The sequence below is a fragment of the Paenibacillus sp. J31R30 genome (assembly GCF_059692115.1).
On the sequence record NZ_JCAUAV010000012.1, the window covers coordinates 148,453 to 171,988 of the forward strand.

Annotated in this window: 20 protein-coding genes; 18 read left to right on the forward strand and 2 right to left on the reverse strand. The window is 43.4% G+C overall.

The window, feature by feature from the left end; translation table 11 throughout:
- Positions 1–141 precede the first annotated feature (141 nt).
- From AC58QO_RS27730 to AC58QO_RS27805, 16 genes are all read left to right on the forward strand, one after another.
- A complete protein-coding gene (locus AC58QO_RS27730; RefSeq protein ID WP_497271272.1) occupies positions 142–1,476 on the forward strand; it encodes an ABC transporter substrate-binding protein in 1,335 nt (444 codons plus the stop codon).
- Positions 1,477–1,557: 81 nt separating this feature from the next.
- Positions 1,558–2,466, forward strand: coding sequence for a carbohydrate ABC transporter permease (locus AC58QO_RS27735; RefSeq protein ID WP_497271274.1), 909 nt, complete (start codon positions 1,558–1,560; stop codon positions 2,464–2,466).
- Between the two features lie 5 nt (positions 2,467–2,471).
- Positions 2,472–3,317, forward strand: a complete 846-nt coding sequence (locus tag AC58QO_RS27740; protein WP_497271276.1) for a carbohydrate ABC transporter permease — start codon at positions 2,472–2,474, stop codon at positions 3,315–3,317.
- 16 nt (positions 3,318–3,333) lie between these two features.
- Positions 3,334–4,365, forward strand: a complete 1,032-nt coding sequence (locus AC58QO_RS27745; protein WP_497271278.1) for a Gfo/Idh/MocA family protein — start codon at positions 3,334–3,336, stop codon at positions 4,363–4,365.
- A 21-nt stretch (positions 4,366–4,386) separates the two neighbouring features.
- Positions 4,387–5,376, forward strand: coding sequence for a zinc-dependent alcohol dehydrogenase (locus AC58QO_RS27750; protein WP_497271280.1), 990 nt, complete (start codon positions 4,387–4,389; stop codon positions 5,374–5,376).
- Positions 5,377–5,397: 21 nt separating this feature from the next.
- Positions 5,398–6,171: a sugar phosphate isomerase/epimerase family protein gene (locus tag AC58QO_RS27755; RefSeq protein ID WP_497271282.1), complete on the forward strand. Its 774-nt coding sequence runs from the start codon at positions 5,398–5,400 to the stop codon at positions 6,169–6,171.
- 2 nt (positions 6,172–6,173) lie between these two features.
- A complete protein-coding gene (locus AC58QO_RS27760; RefSeq protein WP_497271284.1) occupies positions 6,174–7,247 on the forward strand; it encodes a Gfo/Idh/MocA family protein in 1,074 nt (357 codons plus the stop codon).
- A 16-nt stretch (positions 7,248–7,263) separates the two neighbouring features.
- Positions 7,264–8,400, forward strand: coding sequence for a glycerate kinase (locus AC58QO_RS27765; RefSeq protein WP_497271286.1), 1,137 nt, complete (start codon positions 7,264–7,266; stop codon positions 8,398–8,400).
- Between the two features lie 1,252 nt (positions 8,401–9,652).
- Positions 9,653–10,525: a hypothetical protein gene (locus AC58QO_RS27770; protein WP_497271288.1), complete on the forward strand. Its 873-nt coding sequence runs from the start codon at positions 9,653–9,655 to the stop codon at positions 10,523–10,525.
- A gap of 362 nt (positions 10,526–10,887) precedes the next feature.
- Complete coding sequence (locus AC58QO_RS27775; protein WP_497271290.1) at positions 10,888–12,627, forward strand: ABC-F family ATP-binding cassette domain-containing protein; 1,740 nt, start codon at positions 10,888–10,890, stop codon at positions 12,625–12,627.
- 229 nt (positions 12,628–12,856) lie between these two features.
- Entirely contained in the window at positions 12,857–13,435 is a 579-nt protein-coding gene (locus tag AC58QO_RS27780; RefSeq protein ID WP_497271292.1) for a TetR/AcrR family transcriptional regulator, read from the forward strand.
- Between the two features lie 60 nt (positions 13,436–13,495).
- Positions 13,496–14,308 (forward strand): SDR family NAD(P)-dependent oxidoreductase, encoded by an 813-nt coding sequence (locus tag AC58QO_RS27785; protein WP_497271294.1) that lies wholly within the window; start codon positions 13,496–13,498, stop codon positions 14,306–14,308.
- A gap of 254 nt (positions 14,309–14,562) precedes the next feature.
- A complete protein-coding gene (locus AC58QO_RS27790; protein ID WP_497271296.1) occupies positions 14,563–15,750 on the forward strand; it encodes an epoxide hydrolase family protein in 1,188 nt (395 codons plus the stop codon).
- A 177-nt stretch (positions 15,751–15,927) separates the two neighbouring features.
- Positions 15,928–17,415, forward strand: a complete 1,488-nt coding sequence (locus AC58QO_RS27795) for a spore germination protein (protein ID WP_497271298.1) — start codon at positions 15,928–15,930, stop codon at positions 17,413–17,415.
- Positions 17,412–18,512, forward strand: a complete 1,101-nt coding sequence (locus tag AC58QO_RS27800; protein ID WP_497271300.1) for a GerAB/ArcD/ProY family transporter — start codon at positions 17,412–17,414, stop codon at positions 18,510–18,512. Before AC58QO_RS27795 ends, AC58QO_RS27800 begins: the two co-directional genes overlap by 4 nt.
- Positions 18,509–19,633 (forward strand): Ger(x)C family spore germination protein, encoded by a 1,125-nt coding sequence (locus AC58QO_RS27805; protein WP_497271302.1) that lies wholly within the window; start codon positions 18,509–18,511, stop codon positions 19,631–19,633. Before AC58QO_RS27800 ends, AC58QO_RS27805 begins: the two co-directional genes overlap by 4 nt.
- Positions 19,634–19,713: 80 nt before the next feature.
- Here the strand turns inward: AC58QO_RS27805 and mraY are convergent, their stop codons facing one another.
- Complete coding sequence (mraY, locus tag AC58QO_RS27810; RefSeq protein ID WP_497271304.1) at positions 19,714–20,667, reverse strand: phospho-N-acetylmuramoyl-pentapeptide-transferase; 954 nt, start codon at positions 20,665–20,667, stop codon at positions 19,714–19,716.
- Positions 20,668–20,903: 236 nt separating this feature from the next.
- Here mraY and AC58QO_RS27815 point away from each other — a divergent pair, with 236 nt between their 5' ends.
- Together AC58QO_RS27815 and AC58QO_RS27820 are read left to right on the forward strand one after the other, a co-directional pair.
- Entirely contained in the window at positions 20,904–21,713 is an 810-nt protein-coding gene (locus tag AC58QO_RS27815; RefSeq protein WP_497271305.1) for a GNAT family N-acetyltransferase, read from the forward strand.
- A 156-nt stretch (positions 21,714–21,869) separates the two neighbouring features.
- Positions 21,870–22,439, forward strand: coding sequence for a GNAT family N-acetyltransferase (locus AC58QO_RS27820; RefSeq protein ID WP_497271307.1), 570 nt, complete (start codon positions 21,870–21,872; stop codon positions 22,437–22,439).
- A 70-nt stretch (positions 22,440–22,509) separates the two neighbouring features.
- Here AC58QO_RS27820 and AC58QO_RS27825 read toward each other — a convergent pair whose 3' ends face one another.
- The gene (locus AC58QO_RS27825; protein WP_497271309.1) at positions 22,510–23,514 is read right to left on the reverse strand and encodes a methyltransferase; all 1,005 of its coding nucleotides are present in this window, start codon (positions 23,512–23,514) and stop codon (positions 22,510–22,512) included.
- Positions 23,515–23,536 lie beyond the last annotated feature (22 nt).

The following is a 23,536-nucleotide window of genomic DNA, read 5'->3' on the forward strand; positions in this document are numbered from 1 at the left end:
GAGAAACAGAGCCTTACGGCTCTTTTTTTTTTAGATTAAAAATTTCAACATCAGATTAATTATTTAACATTGTTTGACCTCAGTGGTTGGCAGTAGTATGAGGTATGAAATAAACACCACACAGTCAAAGGGGCAATGGAAATGGCAAATGGTAAAAAAATGCTTCTCGTTATGGCTTCAATGGTCGTGCTCAGTTCTCTTGTAATGGCCTGTTCGAAAGCGGAAAACGGCAGTGGCAAGACAGAAACAACTGGGGCAAAACAAGCAGGGAGCGGAAATAGTGAAAAAGTCGCCTTACGGTTTGCTTGGTGGGGATCTGAGGAAAGACATAATGCTACGCTGGCTGCTATCAAATTGTACGAAGAGAAAAACGCCAATATCGATATCGTTCCTGAGTACGGCGGGTGGGATGGCTTTACGGATAAATTGAAAACCCAACTGATAGCCGGTCAAGGTCCTGACGTTATCTTTGCGGAATTGGCATGGGGAATCGATCCTAATTATTATGTTAATGTTGAGAAGTTCCCGTCAATCCGAATGGACAATATCAACCATGCTTTGCTGGAACAAGCTAAGGTAAATGGAGAAGTAAAGGGAGTTCCTGTATATCAAGCAGTGAATGCAATCATGTATAACAAGACTTTGTTTAAGGAACTTGGCGTCGCAGAACCGAAAAAAGATTGGACTTGGGCAGATTATGCCGCTACAGCTAAGGAAGTCAAGGAGAAATCCAAAGGGAAAGTATATGGCGCGGTGGATGATATGGCCGGACATGCGAGCGGAGATATCTTCTACGCACAAATGAAATCCCTTACAGGCAAACCGGTGTATTCCAAAGACGGAATCGTGTATTCCGACGCGGATGCAACGAAAGCGCTTCAATATTGGGAAGACCTGCGCGCTTCGGGCGCTGTAACGCCGCCGGATATTGCAGCAGCAGATGACAGCAATCAGAATAGTCCTCTCGTGAAGCGTCAAGCCGCCATGCAGTTCCGTGGCGCGAGTATTTTCGGTCGCTTGCAAAGCAATACAAAAGATGAGCTGGCTATGGTTCCAGTACCTCGCGACCAATTTAACGGCGACGCTGCAATTACAGAAGTCATCATGACGATAAACAAAAATTCGAAGCATCAAGAAGAGGTAGCCAAATTCATTGACTTCTTCATCAACGATTTGGACGCAGCAAAAATTCTAAAGAACGTCAGAGGCGTGTCTTCTAACTCGAAGGTTCGTGATATGCTGGCGAATTCGCCTGAGCTTCTCGATGACAGTACTCGCAAATTATTCAAGATCAACAGTGAAGTTTATTCGAAGGAGCTTCCTCTCATGGAACCGACTCCAGAGAAGTTCGACGAGTTCCGAGGAGGCGGGAAGCTGTTTGACCAAGTCATGCAGAAGCTGGCTTTCGATAAAATCACGCTCGATGAAGCCGTGAAAGAGCTCCGCAAAAAAGCCGATGCTATTTTCAAAAAATAATACGTAAGGTATGGCTGGCCCTTTTTTAAGAGGATTAGGAAAGGGCCAGTCCCTATCATGAATGCTAAGGAGTTTTAGATAATGAGCACAAAATGGGTAAATCGCTTAAAGGAATATTCACTAGGGTATATGTTTATTTTACCTTGGTTAGTCGGTTTTCTGGTGTTCATGTTATGGCCGTTCATTTATTCTTTTTATTTAGCTTTGACTGACTATCATTTCTCCGCGAATTACTCGTTCGTCGGGCTGGATAACTTTAAGGAGCTTTTTACGAATGACGAGCGGTTCCATAAATCGCTTTGGGTGACGACAAAGCTCGTGCTGTTGTCGGTTCCCCTCAAGCTGGCGTTCTCTTTATTCATTGCCATGATCTTAAACAAAGGTATTTCAGGTCTATCCATTTACCGTACCGTTTATTATTTGCCGTCCATTATCGGAGGAAGCGTAGCCGTAGCGATCATGTGGATGCAAATATTCGGACGGGAAGGATTGATTAATGTATTCCTCCATATGTTCGGAATCACTGGGAAGGATTGGATATTTAACCCGGATTCGGCTATTTATACGATTGTCATATTAATGGTCTGGCAGTTCGGCTCTACGATGCTCATCTTCTTGGCTGGACTTAAGCAGGTGCCAAAAGAATTGTATGAAGCCGTTGTTATAGATGGCGCTGGGCGCTGGAAAAAATTCTTGCATATTACACTGCCGTTAATTTCGCCTGTTATTTTCTTTAACTTAATCATGCAGACGATTCAAACGTTTCAAACTTTCACACAAGGCTATGTCATTACCAAGGGCGGTCCAGTGGATGAAACGCTATTCATGGTTATCTATATTTACCAACAAGCATTTAGTTCACTCAAGATGGGGTACGCACAAGCGATCTCGTGGGTGTTGCTCGTTATTATCGGTGTTGCGACTATCATTAATTTCTTAGCTTCGCGTTACTGGGTCCATTACGAAGATTCCGATGGAAAGAAAGGATAGCTCTTATGCTTATTATAAGATTAAAACAATTACCCAAACATATACTGCTCTCCGCGTTCGGGCTAATCATGGTGTATCCAATTTTATGGCTCTTTTTCGGAAGCTTCAAAAATAATGACGAGATATTCGGCAATGCGTCCCTATTTCCTAAAGAAATGCAATGGTCGAACTATCATGATGGATGGTTTGCAATCAATGAAATGCCTTTTCATGTATTTTTTGGAAATTCCTTTACTCTTTCTTTCAGCATCTTGTTTGGTTCTATATTTTCTTGTTCATTAGCGGCATATGGATTTGCCAGAATCAATTTCCCGCTCAAAAAAGTATGGTTCGCTGTCCTGTTGGTCACGATCATGTTTCCGAAGCAAATCATTATTATTCCACAATACCTTATGTTTGCTGACTTAGGCTGGCTCGATTCTTATCTCCCGATGATAATTCCGGCCTGGCTGGGTGAATTTAACGGTGCATTTTTTATCTTTTTATTAATCCAGTTTATTCGTGGAATTCCACTTGAGCTCGATGAAGCAGCCGTCGTGGACGGTGCGGGTAGAATCCGATTTTTCCTCTTCATTTTATTGCCGTTGCTTAAGCCAGCTTTATTTACGATCTCAATCTTCGCCTTTATGTGGTCTTGGGACGATTTCTTATCCCACCTACTGTATATCAATTCTGTAGAAAAATATCCGCTAACACTTGCCTTGAATATGTTTCTGGACAATACGGGAAAAACGAACTGGGGTGCGATGTTCTCGGTATCCTTTCTTTCCATTCTCCCACTCTTACTCATATTCTTCTTCGCTCAGAAGCATTTTGTCGAAGGCATTTCCACTACCGGGCTAAAAGGATAGCGGAGGGTCTTCAAAAATGAAAAAGGTTATGAATTTTGCAATCGTTGGATACGGCATGATCTCCGATATCCATGCGAGAAGTATTGCTGAAATACCAGGCGCTAATCTGGTCGCGGTATATGGAAATAACGTAGAAAAGGCGCAATCCTTTGCTGCTAAATATGGAGCGAAAGGGTACACCGATTATAATAGCATGCTGGAAAACGCGGATATCGATATTGTCTGTATCCTTACGCCTAGCGGAAGCCATGCCGAGCTTGGAGTGGCCGCGGCCAGGGCTGGCAAGCACGTCATTGTCGAGAAACCGATCGATATCACTTTGGAAAGCGCAGACCGATTGATCGAATCCTGCAGAGAGTACAACGTAAAACTCTGCTGCATTTCACAGCATCGGTACGATTCTTCCATCGTTCAATTAAAACATGTGGTAGATACCGGCCAGCTTGGTCGACTAAACTTCGGTGCATCGCATACCAAATGGTATCGCTCCCAGGAGTATTACGACAAAAATGAATGGCGCGGCACGTGGGCATTGGACGGTGGCGGCGCATTAATCAACCAATCGATTCATTATATTGACTTGCTTCAGTATATTATGGGTCCTATGGATGAAGTGTTCTCTTATTGTGCAACGAGGGCGCATGCGAGAATTGATGTTGAAGATATTGGAGTTGCTGCGGTTAAATTTAAATCCGGAGCGGTTGGATTAATCGAAGGCAACACGACAGCTTACCCAGGCTTCTGTACGCGGCTCGATATTTACGGTGATGACGGCAGTATCATTATTGAGAATGATGAAGTGAAAGAGTGGAAGCTGCGAAACGGGGTTCTGTATGAACCTCCGGCGTCAGGGCTAAATTCGCTGGTCGGAGCATCCAGTGCGGATATCTCGCATCATTCCCATATGCTGCAAATCGATGAATTCCTATCTGCCATTAGAAATAACCAAGAGCCATTGGTAAATGGGTGGGAAGGCAGAAAGACACTGCAAATCATATTATCCATTTATGAATCAGCAAGAACGGGCAAGCCGATCCACATCAAATAAGGATAGGACAGGTGACAGTAGATGAAATATCATGTGTTGACGAGTGATGAACCAGGAGCTATCGCGCTTAAGGAGCTTGAACTCGCAGAACCAGGTGACATGGAGATCCAAGTGAAAATTCACGCATCCTTAATCAGTCCTGGAACGGAAAGAGCTTTTGTGTTGAATATGGAAAACACCTCTGGGAAATATCCGATGTATCCTGGATACAGCTCGGCAGGCGTTGTCACGAAGATCGGGAAAGCTGTGACGGATTTCAAAGTCGGCGATCGTATTGCTTGCCACGGGATTACCCATCGTTCTTATGGTAACATACGGCAGGCGCGGGCAGCGAAAATCCCAGACGGGGTATCGTTCGAAATGGCTGCCTTTACTTCGCTAGGGGTCATTGCTACGCAGGGTATTCGCAAAGCGAGAATCGAGCTTGGTGAATCTGCAATGATCATTGGTCTTGGCATTATCGGACAGCTGGCCATTCAATTGGCTAAGCTGAACGGGGCTATACCGGTTATTGGCGTAGATCGCGCGGACAATCGGATTGAACTTGCGAAGCGCTCTGGTGTAGACCTAACACTGAATTCAGCCGATGAAAATTGGAGAGAAGAGCTGCTTAAGGAAACTGAGGGCAAAGGCCCCCATGTGGTCATTGAGGGTACGGGAGTCCCTGAAGTAATTAGCACTGCTTTCGAGACCGCAAGGGATTTCGGTCGTGTTGTTATCCTGAGCAGCACCCGCGGCAATAGCACGATTAACTTTTACAGGGACGTTCATAAGAAAGCGTTAACTGTTGTAGGCGCGCATATATCGGGCAATCCGGTTGCGGATTCCAGGCCAGGCTTTTGGTCGTGGAGGGATGACGCGACTGCGTTCCTAAACCTACTGAAATATGAAAGATTGTCCTTAGAACAATTAATTACAGATCGCGTTCATTGGCAGGAAGCGGAACAATTATATCGCGAAATGCTGTCCTCTAACGTAAATATGATCGGAACGCTTATCCAGTGGAATTAAGTTGAAGGAGTTGAATTGCGCATGTATTCTTTTGGCTGGTGTAGAGGAATTGAAGAAGCTGAGCTCCTCCGGGTAACAGGCTTTGATTATATAGAATGTGCCCTGACGGCATTAAAGCTTGAGGATGATAAGTCTTACCAAGAAGAGTTACCTCGCTATTTGAATAGTTCATTGCCAGTGCATTCATTTAATCTGTTTTTCCCTTCTGATCTGAAGGTTGTCGGTCCTGACATTGATGAGCACCGTATTCGGCGGTATGTAGCCAGAGCTGCAGAGGCGCTTCACCAAGTCGGGGCACGAATCTCTGTTCTCGGAAGCGGCCGATCCCGTAGAGTTCCAGAAGGTTGGGAGAAGGCCAGGGCAGAAGAGCAGTTCGTCAGATTGCTGGAGCGGATAGCTGACGAATTTACGGGGACTGGCGTTGTTTTGGCCGTAGAACCGTTAAATCGTAGAGAATGCAATTTAATCAACAGTGTAGAAGATGCGAGTCGTTTCGCCAGAATGATTAATCGCGACCCAATTCGAGCGCTCGCAGACTTCTATCATATGGAAGAAGAAGATGAGCCTCTCCAGACCTTAAGCGATCATAAAGATTGGCTCGCCCATATTCATCTCGCCGATACGGGGCGTCTATCGCCTGGAACAGGCAAGTATCCCTATACTGCGTTTGCATCCTATTTGCGTCAATCCGGATATACCGGCATGATTTCTGCAGAGTGCACGGTCCAAGATAAAGAGGAGTACGCTCCGAGCTTAGCCTTTATGAAACAGCACTTTCGAAAAGGGGAGGGATGACCGTGCAACGAAGCGATGGAATGAACTATGCGCCGCAAGGAAAACCAAATGCTGTCGTGAAACCAGGGGAGTTTATTTTTGCAGCAGTTTCTTTGGATCATGGTCATATCTATGGTATGTGCAACGGATTAACCGAGGCCGGTGCAACATTGAAATGGGTTTACGACTCTGATCCCAAGAAAGTAGAGGCCTTCCTGAAGGTGTATCCCAAGACATTGGTAGCACCTTCGGAAGAGACTATATTGATGGATTCAGAGGTTCAATTGGTTTCTGGTGCGGCGATACCCTCGATGCGCTGTTCGTTGGGACTTCGGGTGATGGACCATGGCAAAGATTATTTTACGGACAAAACTCCCTTCACAACGATGGAACAGCTGCGGCAAGCCCGAGAGATGGTAGCTAAGACCGGTCAGAAATATATGGTTTACTACAGTGAGCGCCTGCATGTAGAAAGTGCTGTGTTCGCCGGACAGCTCATCCAGACGGGAGCTATCGGTAAGGTGGTACAGGTTACTGGATTTGGTCCACACCGTCTAAGCGCGGCCAGTCGTCCAGATTGGTTCTTCAAGAAGGAAACGTACGGTGGAATTCTGTGTGACATCGGAAGCCATCAAATAGAACAATTCTTGTATTATGCAGGCTGCGAAGATGCAAAAGTGCTGCACAGCAAAGTAGGAAATTACGCTAGTAAAGAGTACCCGGAGCTAGAGGATTACGGGGATGCGAGTCTGCTAGGCGATAATGGCGCTACTCAATATTTCAGGGTCGATTGGTTGACGCCGAGCGGCCTCCCTACCTGGGGAGATGGCCGGACGTTCATTTTAGGGACTACAGGTTATATTGAACTTCGAAAATATATCGATTTGGCGCGTTGCCGCACCGGTAATCACCTTTATATGGCCAATGAGCAAGGAGAAAGGCATATTGAACTTAATGGGGAAGTGGGCTTCCCTTTCTTCGGAGAACTGATAATGGATTGTCTCAATCGCACAGAGAACGCAATGACGCAGAAGCACGCCTTTAAGGCGGCTGAGCTCTGTTTGACTGCACAGGCAATAGCGGTTCGAGTTGAATAAGTATAGAGCGGATTCTATGAGAGTGCTAGTTGCACCGGATTCATACAAGGGAAGTCTAAATGCCACGGAAGTTGCGACATGCATGGAGAAGGGGATCGTAGAGGTATTGCCTCAAGCGACCGTGATCAAGCTTCCTCTAGCAGATGGTGGGGAAGGCACCGTTGATGCAATCGTAAATGCAACAGGCGGAAAGCTGCATCAGGTTGAGGCAATAGGACCGCTGGGGGAGCCTGTTATGGCTAACTTCGGCGTTATGGGTGACGGGCAAACGGCAGTCATTGAAATGGCATCAGCATCAGGGCTGCTGCTTGTTTCTAAGGATCGATTAAATCCGTTAATCACGACTACTTACGGTACTGGACAGCTCATAAGGGCCGCATTGGATCAAGGATGCCGCCAAATCGTCATCGGTATCGGCGGGAGCGTGACCAACGATGGAGGAGCAGGCATGGCTCAAGCGTTAGGCGTTCATCTCTATAACGACCAGGGCATGGAGATTTCCTTCGGCGGCGGTGAACTACTCTCATTAAGCCGCATCGATATATCCGGCATGGACCCGCGTATCGCTGACTGTGAAATCTTAGTTGCGAGTGATGTTACCAATCCTTTGTGTGGACCGGAAGGCGCATCAGTTGTCTTCGGTCCCCAGAAAGGGGCTACGCAAGAAATGGTGCAAGTTCTAGATGATGGTTTGCGGAACTTTAGCAGAGTCATTTATGAATATCTTGGCATTGACGTTCAGAACGTGCCAGGTGCGGGAGCTGCGGGAGGCTTGGGAGCAGGCCTGATAGCCTTTCTGTCCGCACGGATGAACCGAGGAATCGATATTGTCCTAGAGGCTATTCAATTTGAGAAATGGGTCCAAGAGGTAGATTTGGTGTTCACAGGCGAAGGACGCACCGACTCACAAACCGCGTTCGGAAAAGCTCCCGCAGGGGTTGCGACTCTTTCCAAGAAGTACAACAAACCGGTCATTTGTGTTTCCGGAGGCATCACTCTGGATACAATAGCCCTGCATGCGCTTGGTATTGACGTTATCATCGGAGCGACTCAATCTCCCATACCGCTTGAGGAAGCAATGAATAACGCATCTGATTGGATTCAACATGCGGTCGCCTCTGTGATTCGTACCTTACTTATTCCATCGAAATAATAATACTACGCTGATCGCCTAAATAAGTCGCCCCAAGGTTCACAAAACCGAGGGGCGTCTTATAGGTAAAATAAGACCAAAAATAAGATCGCATGCCTGATGAGGTGAACCGTACCACAGGTAGGTGTAAGAGTCAAAGACCTCTCTCGAATAAGGGATTTGTTTGTTCTCTGAAGTCAAAACAGAGGGGCTACATAACTGGTGGCCCTTTCGAAATGCCATTGAGGTATGGGGACAACTTGGGTCACATGATCACGAAATGCTCACGCAGTATGCTCACAATCGGTGATATGCCGTTAACGATGTTGCACTTCATTAATGGCAAAATCCTTGGAGTGGCGTACATTTTATCCTGTTGTGATTTAGCATTAACGATGTTACAGATAGATTATGATGTTAATAACGGTGATGTGGAAATGGCAATAAGTAATTAGAAGAGACTTCAAAAAATGGCGGAGTCGGTTTGAAACTGGTTTGTTTTTTTGTAAAATGCTGTCCGGAATAAACACAAAAGCACGCCATCAGCAGGTCTGCTAATGGGTGCTTCTTTGAGATAAATCAATCCGGAGTATGAATACTTTATATGATGCCAATACTCTGTCGTGTTCATCGTTATTTTAGGGTGCCAAAAAAGTGCCTTAAGTATATGAAAAACGGTTAATTATCTTTAAAGTAGTTACAGTAAAATTCACAAACTGTCTTTAACGATGTTACATCCACTAACCTCATAGGCGACATGATGTAATAATCTCCAAAAAACGATTACTTTTTTCGATTCTTTGTAAAAAGTACTTCAAAACTTATTTGTAATTCAAGCTTTTCACCCGAAAACACCACTTCAAAACTTAATTTGTAAATTGTTTTTAAAAGAATAACCAGCAAACCCTTGCGTTTGCTGGTTTCTTGCACTTCAAAACTTATTTGTCATCCAACACCTTCTTTTTATCGGGTGACAAATAAGTTTTGAAGTTGACAATAAAGTATTGAGTATATCGGTTGACGAATAAGTTTTGAAGTAGTTTGTGTTGGTGGACATTAAAGTATTGAAGTAAACAATAAAGTCTTGAAGTAACAAACTAAGTTTTGAAATTAAATAGGCGTTCACTCTATTGGGTGAACGCCTATTTAATTTAGTTTATCTTGATATCATCTTCATTTTATCTTCGTTCTATCTTCGTTTTATCTTCATTTGAACTTGACAAAGGGGTGATAAATTTTATGGGTAAGAAAAAACAAAGGAATAGGTGATCATATGAAAAAGAAATTATTAATTATGGGTTTGACAGCAGCAGTATTAGTTGTAGGAGCAGGAAGCGCCTTTGCTAGTTCTAAGTTATCATTAAAAGATAAGCAAGTAATAAGTGCAAGCGGAAAAGTATTCGATGCACCCAAAGGACAGCCGCAAGATTTTGAATATAAAGGGCCGGGCGCAGAATACTTAGATTACGATAAATTATTTAGTTTACTTAATATGGATGCCGCCACTGTGAAAGAACAATTAGCTTCGGGTAAATCCATCGTTGAAATTGCAGAATCTAAAAATGTTCCAAAACAGAAGATAATTGATTTCTTTACTGAAATTGCAGCAAAATCACAGGAAGAGTTTAATGCATCACAAGGAATTGAACCCGATTCTAGTAAAAAAGAGGCAATGATTAAATGGACGGAATCCGCAATTAATGAAAGAAATATATGGGATTTAGATAACGAACAAGCTCTAGCTGCTGAAAAAGAGAATGTAAAAAAGATTCAAAGCGTACAAAAAAGTGAACAAGTCAATGAAATTTCTAACCAAGAAAAAAAGGTCTATGTGAAAGCCGAAGAGGGTATCCTCAAAGGATTTGGTGCTGGTATGTTAAATAACGCTAAACTATTTGAATTGTTGCAAATGGATGCAGCGGAACTACAAAAAGAATTAGATACAGGTAAGACAGTTATTGAAGTTGCAGCTTCAAAGAATGTATCAGAAAAAGAAGTGAACGATGTAATTATACAAGCCCAAGTTGAAATACAACTACGAGCAGTAGAAAATAAGAAGCCAGGCATTACATCTCCACCAAAAGATGAATTAGCTGAGCTACTATCTAAAAAGGTTCAACAAGTTACTACAAATTCAAATAAGTAAGGAAACAAGAGAAGGCAGCCGACCTAGTGATCGGTTGCCTTTTCTCAACTAGTTAGTTTACTTGTGATATGATCATAAGGAAAAGAGGGTGGACTTCTATGGACTCGAAGAATCAGCCGCGCCGCCTTCGAGCTCCGCGACTAGGCTATTCGTCAGGAGGTATTCTCGCCTTATCAATTCATTCCGGTGCTTTTATGAGGACAGTTAAGGTAGCATGGAACTTTGACCCCCAAGGGATGGAAATACTAATAGATTGAAGTTGGTTCTAAACAGTGTTACTCTAACAACGGTAAACTCAAAGTCTATGTTTTGCAACACATCTAAAAATAGTCACCATTTTAGTTATAAAGAAAGGTAATACTATGATAAAAGTTGATAACTTATCCTTCTCATTTCCCCAAAAAGAACTATATACAAACATTACATTTACGCTTGAAGAGGGACAACATTGCGCTTTTATAGGAACAAGCGGCAGTGGGAAAAGTACATTAATAGATATACTGATGGATCCAGAAAGATATTTGTTCGAGGGCAAGTTAGAAATAGACCCGACTTGCAAAATTCGGCATGTAAGTCAATTCCCACAATTCGACAAAACGAAAGAAACAACCGTTTTTGAATATATAGGGGAAGAGTTTATTAAGATACAAAATGAAATAACAGCTATTTGTACGGAGATGGAAACATCATCGGATATGGATGCGTTATTAGAAAAGTATCAATTAGCTTTAGACACGTTTGATTCAATCGGTGGTGCTGATTTTGAAAGTAACATTAATAAGAAACTAAATCTAGCAAACCTCATGAAACTAAAAGATCTAAGAGTATCCGATCTGAGTGGCGGGGAATTCAAACTTATTCAAGTGATGAAGGAAATGCTTAGTAGTCCAGACTTAATGATTATGGACGAACCCGATGTATTTTTAGACTTTGGAAATCTAAATGCGCTTAAAAATCTGATTAATTCTCACAAAGGAATGCTGCTAGTCGTTACACACAACCGATATCTATTAAATCATTGTTTCAACAAAATACTACACCTTGAAAACATGGAGATCCAAGAGTTTGATGGGCGATATATTGAGTACAATTTCTCATTACTTCAGACAAAAATTGAGTTGCAAGAAATCGCAGTTGCTGAACAAGAAGAAATTGAGAGATACGATAACATTATTGATAATCTTAGAGCTATCGCAACGTATAATTCAGAAGCATCTAGAGGTAGAGCGTTAAAAGCTAGAGTTAGGTTTCAAGAAAGATTGGAAGCGCGTAGAATTAAAGCGCCTTTTGTTGATATTAAGCAACCGAATATTAGTTTTGGTATTGAAAATGAGATGGAAGACACCATTGTTGTAAATGTCAATAACTATAGTGTTACTTTTGGTGAGTTGCTTTTAGACAATGTTAACTTTGAGATAAAATCTACGGATAAAGTAGCCATTATTGGTCCAAACGGTACCGGGAAAACGACTTTACTCCGAGATATCTTTAAAAATAATCATGCTTCAATTGAAATAAATGCGGATGTTAAAGTGGCTTATTTATCTCAGAATCAAGGAGAAGTGCTAAAGGACTCTAATACAATACTAGAAGAATTCATGGATGCTGGGTTTAAAACGTATGATGAGGTTAGATCGTATATTTCAAATTATGGCTTTGAAGGAGAAATCGTTAATCAAAAGATAGCATCTTTATCTGGTGGAGAAAAAAATATGCTTCAATTGGCTAAAGTTTCTGCCAGTAAAGCAAACGTATTGCTTCTTGATGAACCGACAAGCCATTTAGACATCTATTCACAAATAGCACTGGAAAAAGCCATTGAAGACTATAAAGGTGCGATTCTCATGATTTCTCATGATTTCTATTCTGTTGTAAATGGTATGGATTATGTGTTAATCATTGACGATAAGACGATTAGAAAAATGAGTATGCGAAAATTTAGACAGATGATTTATGCTAGTCATTTTGGTAAAGACTATTTAGAAACTGAACAAAATAAAAAATCGCTTGAACTGAAAATAGAATTGGCTTTAAAAGATACTAATTTTGAACTAGCAAAAGTATTGGTTAATGAGCTAGAAGATTTGATTAAGTTGCTTTAAATTCGAGTATTCCATTCACGTTCTTTTTGCAAAAGAGATGCGAGATCAAAAAGAGGGCCATCCTAAACGGGATGGCTTTAAACTTGCCGTTTCACACAGCGCGGTGAACCCTATCACAAGTGACAGCGAAAAATACGGGAACGACCAGTAAAAAATGTTATTTACCGATCGTTCTCATTATGGTATAGTACTCGATGTGGAATAAAGAAAGGGGGTGGAGGAGAACATAATGCCTAGAGTGAAGAAATTTGATGAGGACGAAGTTCTGACAAAAGCGATGCATTTATTCTGGGCACAAGGCTATGAGAAGACGTCCATTAACGACCTGGTCGAGAATATGGGTGTCCATCGCAGAAGTTTGTACGATACGTTTGGAGACAAACATCAATTGTTTCTAAAAGTCATCGACCGTTATTCCAAGACCTTGCTCGTGCACTTTGATTCAGGCATTACTCGCGCCAAAAACGCAAAAGACGCTTTACGTTTTCTATTTGACTATATGGTTGAAGGAAACGAAGAGAAGCCGCTGGGCTGCTTGCTCGTTAATATGGCGGTGGAGCTTGCCCCGTGGGATCCCGAAGTGGACGTTATGGCTGAAGAAAGCTTTGACAGGTCGGAACAGCTTATTGCCGGACTGATCCGAAAGGGACAGGAAAACGGAGAGTTCGCCACGACCCATGACGCAAGTGAACTTGCGGCGAATATTCATAACACGATGGTGGGGCTGCGCGTACTTGCTCGAACCTCCACCGACAAAGAGAAGCTTCACCGCATAGTCGATTTTACAATGGCGATGCTTAATGCCTAAGTAAAGCTTTTTTTTGCTAATATAAGAACGATCGATCTCAAATAAAAAGGAGAAATTACAATGAGTAAAGTGTGGTTTATTACAGGAACTTCGACAGGATTTGGCCGCCATTTTGTGGAGCAGCTGCTTCAAGCGGGAGACAAAGTCGTCGCAACGGCACGCAGACTTGATGCTATTCAGGATTTTAAAGCGTTGGCACCGGATCGTGTCCATCTTGCTGCTCTGGATGTGACCAAGAAGGACCAAATTCAAGCCGCCGTTCAAGAAGCCGTTGACGTATTCGGGCAAATCGACATTGTCGTGAATAATGCGGGATACGGACTTTTCGGCATGCTGGAAGAGTATACGGATGAACAAATCCGGAAACAGTTCGACGTTAACTTGTTCGGCGTACTGGATGTCATTCGCGCGACGCTTCCCGTGTTCAAGCGTCAAGGCTCGGGGCATTACATTAATTTCTCGTCTTTCTTCGGAGAAGTGTCCTATCCGCCGTTCAGCCTTTACGCCGCTTCCAAGTTTGCTGTCGAAGGCTTCTCTGAGTCATTCGCACAGGAATTCGCAAGCTTCGGGATCAAGACAACCATCGTGGAACCGGCCGTGTTCGCAACCGAGTTTATCGGACACTCGATGGACCGCTCCGCGATGAAGCCGGAGTACCTGCCGCTTTACGAAGCTTTTCAAAAAGGATTTTCGAACGTCAAGATCGGCGATCCGGCCAAAGCGGTGCAATATATTATTTCCGTCATTAAAAGCGGTAATGTGCCGCTCCGGCTGCCGGTTGGATCTTATTCTGCAGACACGATTCGCGAATCGTATAACAATAAGCTGAAAGAGCTCAGCGTATGGCATGAGCGTTCGGCTGAAGCGGATTGATGATAGTTCTGTTGCCGATCCTGTGCGACCTGGTGGGCCGGAGGCTAACGAAAGCCGGCTCCAGCGGTTAATGAGTGAACCGCATCATAAGTAAGGAAAAGAGGCGTAAATGAAATGCCCCTTTAGAATAGCCCTTTTGCCGTAGATGCAGGGGGCTATTTCTGTTGCGCTATATCCGGATATCGAGAATAATTCGGGTTTTACCATCGTATCAATAGGGGAAAGGCTAGCATTGGAAAAAAGGGAGATTGCCGATGAGAGACAATACCGCCGTTCGACCGTTTCGACCCGGAATCATTCCGGAGTCGGCCCTTATGGACCTGCGCCAGCGAGTCGCCGCAACGAGATGGCCCGACAAGGAAAATGCCCCGGGTCAGTCGCAAGGCGTGCCGCTTGAGACGATTCAAACCATCGCGCGCTATTGGGCAACCGAATACGATTGGCGCAAATTCGAAGCACGGCTGAACGCCATCCCGCAATTCGTTACGGAAATCGACGACTTGGACATTCAATTTATTCATGTTCGGTCGAGTCACGAGGGAGCGATCCCGATGATTCTGACGCACGGATGGTCGGGCTCGATCGTCGAACTGCTGAAAGTCATCGATCCGCTGACCCGGCCGACGGCGTACGGAGCGCCGGCCTCGGACGCGTTCCACGTCGTAATTCCTTCACTGCCGGGTTACGGATTCTCCGGCAAGCCGCCCAAGCCCGGTTGGGATATTCCTCGAATCGCCCGAGCTTGGGCGGTGCTGATGAACCGGTTAGGCTATACGAAATACGCGGCCCAAGGGGGCGATTGGGGCGCACTCGTCTCGGACATGATGGGGGTGCAACAGGTCCCGGGGTTGTTCGCCATTCACAGCAACATGCCCGGCACGGTGCCTCCCGCCTACGAAACGGCGATCATTAACGGGGATCCGATGCCCCCCGATTTAACGCAAGAACAGAAGAACGCCTGGATGCAGCTGGATTTCTTCTTTCAGCATGTCGGTTACTCCCAGATCATGGGAAGGCGCCCGCAAACGCTGACCGCGCTGGCGGATTCGCCGGCGGGCCTCGCGGCATTCAATCTCGACCATGACGCGAAAAGCTTGGATCTCATTTCGGGAGCTTTCTTCGGTCACCCCGGGGGCATTTCGCGAGACGATTTCCTCGATAACATCACGCTCTATTGGTTGACGAACACGGCTGTCTCTGCGGCTCGCCTCTATTGGGAAAACAAGCTCCCGTTCTTCTCTGTCAAAGGCGTCAATAATATCCCGGTCGCCATCAGCGTCTTTCCCGACGAGCTCTATCAGGCTCCTCTTAGTTGGGCGAAGGAAGCGTACCCGAAGCTATTCTATTACAACCGGGTCGCCAGGGGAGGACACTTCGCCGCGTGGCAGGTGCCGTTGCTGTTCTCCGAGGAGCTTCGCATGGCGTTCCGACCATTTCGTTAAAGAGGATTTCGAAGAAGCCCGAACCAGGTTCGGGCTTCTTACTTTTCTTAGAGACCGCTTCCCATTCGTCAGCTGGGGAGCGGTCATTTTTTTGTTGAGACTAATTAGCCTATTTTGGAATAAAATTCAATTTATTCCGCATGCTACTGAGTAACCGTGAAAAAAGTAGGGATCACAATGGGTTCCAATTCGCAAGAAAAGATGCCAATTCAAGCTGATTTCGCAGATACGCACACAAGGCTTCAGAGCATGCAAGATGAAATCCCTGGGCTCATCGTTCGTGAGTTTCAGATCAAGTCTTCTGGTACATCAGCTATCCTCGTCTATTTGGATCTGCTATCTGATAGGGATATGATTCATAACAATATACTCCATCCGCTGATGCACGAGGGAGCAGGGAATACACCGATCCGACAACTTATTACGATTGGCAATGTTTCTCAGTCAGAGGATTGGTCCGCAGTTAAACAAGCTATTCTATTAGGTCAAAGCGCGTTATTTGAGGAAGGCAAAGTGACCGTAGAAGTACTGAATACGAGCAAATTGCCACAAAGGGATATCCAAGATCCCCAATCAGAAATGTCGATCAAAGGTGCGCATCAAGGCTTTATTGAAAAGGGAAGCACCAATGTTGCTTTGATTAGAATGCTCATTCCGAACCAAGAATTGAGAGTGAGAGAAATCGAAGTAGGTCAGAGGGGAAAGGTAAAAGCTAGCCTGATCTATTTGGAAGATGTCACCGAGCCAGAAGTTCTGCAAGAATTCGAAGATCGGATCAGGCAATTACATATTGATTCTGTCATCGGCGTGGGGGAACTAGAGGAGCTGATTGAGGACAATCCCTATTCACCTTTTCCGCAATTTCTTACTTCGGAGAGGCCCGATGTTGTAGCGTTGCATGTTCTCGAAGGAAGAATCGCGGTTGTACTCGACGGGTCACCGGGCGTCCTGATGGGACCAGCTTCATTAGTGAACTTTTTTCAAAATATCGATGACTATTCGATGGGATGGCAAGTCGCATCGTTCATGCGAATACTGCGCTACAGCGCCTTCTTTGTCGCTATTTTATTACCTGCCATTTATATCTCCGTCATTTCCTTTAACATCGAAGTCATTCCCTTACAGCTGCTGCTGTCTGTTGGGGAATCTAGGGCTAGCGTTCCCTTTTCGCCACTTCTGGAGGCTTTGATCATGGAGTTCACTTTGGAAATGTTGAAAGAAGCGGGTATTCGTCTGCCATCTCCGATTGGTCAAACTGTCGGTATATTAGGAGCCATTGTAATCGGTCAGGCGACGGTTCAGGCAGGAATTGTTAGTAATATTATGGTTATCGTCGTATCTCTGACAGGTTTATCCTCCTATATTATTCCAAACAGTGATATGTCCTCCACCGTTCGCTTAATTCGTTTTCCGATGATGCTGCTGGCCTCATTTTTCGGGCTTGTGGGCGTTGGCATTGGCACGATGGTGCTCATCGGGCACTTAATTGCATTGGAATCGTTGGGGACACCGTATTTTAGTCCCTTTAGTCCCGTCCGTTTTGCAGATTGGAAAGATACGTTCATCCGTTTCCCGCTCTGGAAATTGGATAAACGTCCTCTTAACGCAAGGCCTACACAATTAAAACGACAAGCTTCAAATCCGCCTAAAGGTGATGGTGAATGAAAAGGTATGCATTGAACGACATTACGCTGATGCAGTTTATTTTCATGATTCATGGTGCGCAATTAGGCGTTGGGATCCTTACCCTACCTGCGGATTTGGCCAAGGTCGCTGGAACGGATGGGTGGATATCGCTTTTTATTGGTTGGGCGATTATAGTCATCTTAAGTGTCGTTATCATTCAAATCATGAAGCACCATCCGGAGGATACGCTGTATGACTTGCTTCCGAGGTATTTTGGAAAATGGCTCGGCCTGTTGTTAAACCTCTTGGTGGTCGGTTATTTTCTGCTGGCTTTTTTCTCGAGTACCTTCGCAGCACTTTCCGTAGTTAAGCAAACGTTACTACCGAAGACACCCAATTACTTACTCGCGCTTTTAGTTTGCATCCCGATTTATACGATTGCCAGAAACCATCTTCGTATCTTAGCTAGATATGCGGAATTAACGTTTTGGGGCTGTTTATGGTTGATTCCTTTGTTTATGTATGCCTTGAGAGAGAGTGTTTGGCTAAATTTGTTACCCATTCTAAAAGAGGGTTGGATGCCTATCCTTCAAGGGGGGAAATCAACCTCACTTTCCTTTCAGGGATTTGAAACGCTTTTTATTTTGTATCCCTTTTTGAAACACAAAGAACAAGCGATGAAGGGAGTCTTTATTGCCAATACGTTGACGTTGTTCATTTATGTCATGGCGGTGCTCGTTTGTTTTGTTTATTTTCCGCCGGATGGCATCACGCATTATAATTGGCCTCCGCTTCGGCTATTAAAAACGATTGAATTTCGTTTTATGGAGCGATTTGAAGTGATATGGATTGTGGGCTATCTTTTTATTCTTTCAAGAGTTTGGATCTTTGCTCTGTATTATGCCTCACTGGGGTCTAGCCTGATTTTTGGCAAACAAGACCATCGTCCTTATGTAAGGATCTATGTCCTATTGTTGCTGATGGCTTCCTTTTTCTATGCTCCGGGATATAGCAGTGGGCAGAAGTTTCAAGAGTGGTCAGGAAATGCAGGGATCATCTTTGCATTTATATTTCCTTGGTTTTTGTGGCTGTATACAACCCTATTCAGAAGGCTGCGAAAGGGGGCTTCGCTATGAAACGCGTAATTACGGGGCTAATTATCGTTGCAAGTCTTTTGATGAATACGGGGTGCTACGACCAAATGGCTTTAGAGGATTCTTCGCTGACCCTGATGTTGGGCTTGGATTTGGATGAGAAAAATAATTTAATCATCTTTCAGCAAAGCCCTGTATTTTATAAGGAAGCGAAGGAAAAATCAGAGTCCATCGGAGTGAAGGTAACTTCCATACGTGAATCGCGTACGAAATTCGACTCCATTGCGACAGGGCTAACCATAGGAGGCAAAATTCAAACGATTCTACTTGGTAAGCGTCTGCTTCAAAAAAGGGAGGATTGGTTTCAGTTACTCGATGTACTTATTCGTGATCCCAAATCAACCGTAACCTCGCGAATGATCCTCGTGGACGGGCCGATCGGTGAGATCTTCGATAGTAAACCGAAAGACAAGCCCCGACTTTCCCTACATATGAGGAAGTTAATCGATACGGCGAATCATCGGATTATTACCACATCGACCACACTGCAGAATTTAACTTGGCAAATGGAAGAGAAGGGCACAACGCCTTCGATTTCCAACGTAAAGATGGATAAAGAGCAGATCCAAGTGACAGGTACGGGGTTGCTGCATGACGATGGATCGTACGCCACCTCAGTCGGTTTGCAAGAGAGCTCATTATTGTTGATCCTGCAAAAGGAAGCCAAGGGAGACATCTCGCTCTCGATCCCTGTCGCGGAAACGCTTAATCAATCTGATCCTCCCGATCATGTTATTACCATAAACGTAAAGAAAATCAAAATGAAAATTAAATCTAGACTAGATGATCATACAGGCTTTGCATTTGACGTTGATTTGAAAATGGCTGTCGATCTAACCTCTCGCGACTTTAAACTCGACATCGTCAAACAACAAAAGCAATTGGAAGAGGCGATCGCTTCTGAGCTCCAGCAAGAGTTTACGGATTTAGTCGCGAAATGCCAGAAAAACGAGGTTGATCCTTTCGGCTTTGGGCTGTATGTAAGGGCTTATCAATATTCAGCTTGGAAAACGGTACAAAACGATTGGGCAGCGGCTTTTGCTAAGTCGAAAGTAACGATCACACCGAAAGTAGAGCTCAAGCTAGCGGGAGCGACCAAGTAGGAACGTTAGCTGCATAACAAATAAAGCAGGCGCGCGGCGACCTGCTTTGTTTATTAAGGGAAGATGTAGGAGCATTTTGGTTATAGTATGTATTTCCAAATCATCCAAGAAATTAATGCGGATATCCAAGATATGAATCCGAATATCATCACAATTTTATTTTCACTCCAGCCATACTTCAAACTAAAGTGATAATGAATAGGTGCCATTCGGAATATTCTCAATTTGGTTTTCTTGTAATACCAAACTTGCAATATGACAGATAGTTGCTCTGCTAGATAAACAAAAAATAAGATCGGAATCAAAATTTCAACCTTTTCAATTACAGCCAAGAAAGCAAGAGAACCACCTATTGCAAGAGACCCAGTATCCCCCATAAACGCTTTTGCTGGATAAATATTATACATAAATAAACCTAACAAGCAGCCAATCATAACTAACGAGAAAGTCTGTACTTCAATACTTTCCGAAATCACAAAAAAGAAAAAGAAAGTTGGTATTGCAACGTTTATTAGAAGACCATCCAGCCCATCAGTAAAATTTATTGCATTGGCCGAACCCACAATAAATAACATCATTAGGATCAGATATGCGAAAATTGGTAAGTGGAGGTTAAAATCTTTAAATAGGGTGATTTCTGAACTCAAATTGAACTGATAAAGTAATACAAATAACAATACGATAGTGAAAGCGAATTGAAAAATCAGTTTCGTTTTTCCTGATATACCAGAGGGGTCTTGAAAAGCAGCCTTTTTAAAATCATCCATAAACCCTAATAAGCCAAATAAAATAAAAGTTGCTCCAAGGAAAAGTACCAATGGCTTAGGATGGAAGTATGTTGAAGTAATTACCCCTATAAGTAGGATAATACCTGCCATCAGAGGAGTACCACGTTTGGCTTGATGGTCCGGTGGCAACTCTACCCTGATAGGTTGAGTTAGCTTTAAACTACGCAACGCCCATATTAAAATAGGGGTTAACATAGCAACAAGCAGAAATGAAACACTTAAAGCACTAAGTAATGAACTCTCCATTGGATTGGTTCGCCCCTAACGATATCATTCAGTTTTATTATACGTCTACTATGTGGACAAATATTCCACTGCTTTATTTAAGGGGATAAATTAGTTTAGTTGAATATCTGCTATACGTATCACATAAGAATTGGTAACAATGATGATGAGAAATTTGGGGAAATCCCACTAATTTCCTTTAATTATAATTGGATCGGTTTTCTTTTTCAAAGGGATATGAAGGAGGTGAGGGTAATATGGAGCTAATTTTAACAAATGATTTAGCTAGGCGCATTGAGTTTTCAGATTTTGAAGTGATGTTCGGACGGATGAATGCAATCCGGAACCGAAGCGGCAATCCCTATCAAGTAGAGGTAAGAAGGTTCGGACAATCTACAGCTTTATCAGTCAGGGGTCTTTCCAATGATTTCAACAAATTGTGGTGTTTTGGACCGTCTGATTTGCCATTATTGGATCAAATTCTAACATTTTTCGATTCCGGTAATCCTGATTTTAAAATTGATCTCATTCCGACAGATATCACTGATGGAATGACATTAAAACTCAGCCAAAAAGGTTTTTTTCAGGAAGGGTTTCATACCGCCTTATATACAACTTCACCAAACATATTTGAAATAGAAAAGTCTTCTGTTCAAATTCTGAATGTACAAGATGTTGATGTTCAATTATTTAGTGAAGTTTTTTGTAAATCATTAGAATTGCCTCCCACCATTGCAGAAAATGAAGAATCATTCTCCTTTTTGCAACAAGACTCTTCGTGGTCATTATATCTTGGTTTCATTGGAAACGAGCCAGCTGGATTTTCTATGATGCACATTGCAGACGATGGGGTAGGTTGTCTGGCAATGGCAGGAACAATTCCAGAGTTTAGGGGGAATGGCATGCAACAGGCCATGTTGCATAGGCGTCTAAAAGATGCGAAAACAAAAGGGTGCAATCTGATTGTTGCTCAATGTGAGTTTGGTACAACTTCATTTCGAAATTTGCAGAGGTTAGGATTTCGGGTTGCCTTCACAAAGTCTGTATGGAAGCGCTCACTTGAGTAAGTCAATTTTGGATTTTGACCAAGTCTTGATAAACCGAGAAAATAAAGATATAGACTGGCGTAGAATTTTAGCTATTACAGGAAAGTTTAATTAAAATAAGATATTCTCCGAGCAATAATAGTAAAATTGGGGCAAAGGCTGTGAAGGGGAATTGAAATGGTCGCCAATATTTGGTCAGGTTCTAAAGTCAGATTACGCCCTGTGATACCATCAGATTGGAAAGAATTCCATGAGAATGACCAGGATTCGGAGGGGGCAAGACTATGCGATTCCCTATATTTCCCGAGGTCTGAAGATGGCACAAAAGCTTGGGCGGAACGCACATCCTCAAAGGAATCCGAAGGTAATCATGTATTTCTAGCAATTGAAACACTCGATGGAACTCATGTTGGCAGCATAACGGCAAGCAGTTGTGACACACGTAATGGCACCTTTAAATACGGTGTAGCTATCTTCCGTAAATATTGGCGAAAAGGTTATGCTTCCGAGGCTGTAAGGATTTTGCTTCGTTATTTCTTTGAGGAATTACGGTACCGTAAGGTTAACGCTTATGTGTATGCCTTCAATGAAGGTTCGCACGCTTTGCAGAAGCATCTTGGATTCGTCCAAGAGGGGATACTCAGAGAAATGATTTTTACGAAGGGTAAGCATTACGACGAGTATGTATTTGGGCAAACAAAAGATGAGTTTGAAAAGCTTAATGTGTCGTTTAATGGAGAAAGATAATTGCATAATGCAGCGGCAGCCATGACTTTATTGCCAGTCGGGGCTGCCGCTGTTTCTTTTATCAGGAACCTTATACGGGGATCCCTTCAATAATAAAATTATTCATTGGCGTAGGGACTATTTTCGATAATTTAAATCCAGCTTTTTCGAATAGTTCACTAAACTCTGCTTCCGTACGCTCCTTTCCAGTTAAGAGCACAGCCATTTCCAAATCAACAAAATTAAGAAAGGGATTAGATGCGCTATCTGTTTGAATGACATTTTCAATTAATATAAGTTTTCCATGATCCAGTATTCCTTGTCTGCAATGTTGAAGGATCTTAATGGACTCTTCATCGCTCCAGTCATGAATAATACTTCTTAAAATGTAAGCATCTGCGCCAACCGGAACAGAATCGAAGAAACTTCCAGCGATGCATTCGCAACGGTTATTGAGGCCTACGCTCTGAATAAATGTTTTTGTACCTTCAATGACAGCTGGAAGATCATAAATCGCTCCTGTTACATGAGGATGTTTGCACAGTATGCCTTCCATCAATCTGCCATGTCCACCACCGATATCGATAATTTTGTTGAATGGAGAAAAGTCGTAAACTTCCAGCATAGGTCCAATTACTTTAGAAAAACCTGACATCGCATTATTAAAAATTTCTCCAGCTTCTTGGTTCTCCGATAAATAATCGAAGAAGGGGATGCCATACGTTTTCCGGAAGGCGGGTTCCCCGGTTTCAACGGCGTGCAGAAGATTGCTCCATGAATTCCTATCCCATTCTTCTCCTACCATAATAGCGATGCCTCTGGCAGAACCTTTAATGTCTGTCTGTAGGAGTACACCAAGCGGACCATTTTCAAAGCACTTATTGTCCAACTCTTTGAATATCCCTGCGCTTGAGAGCGCTCGCAATAAACGGTATAGCGTAGGTGCATGCGTTTTTGTTTCTATAGCAAGTTGTTCATGGCTTTTAGGAGACTCTTGTAACAAATCCGGAATGCCCAACTTCGCGGCAACGGATAAGGCTTGTTGGATCCACCCACCAAAAATCAATTGGTATAAATGCTGCGTTTCACCTGCCATTTGATCTCTCCTTCATTTGATA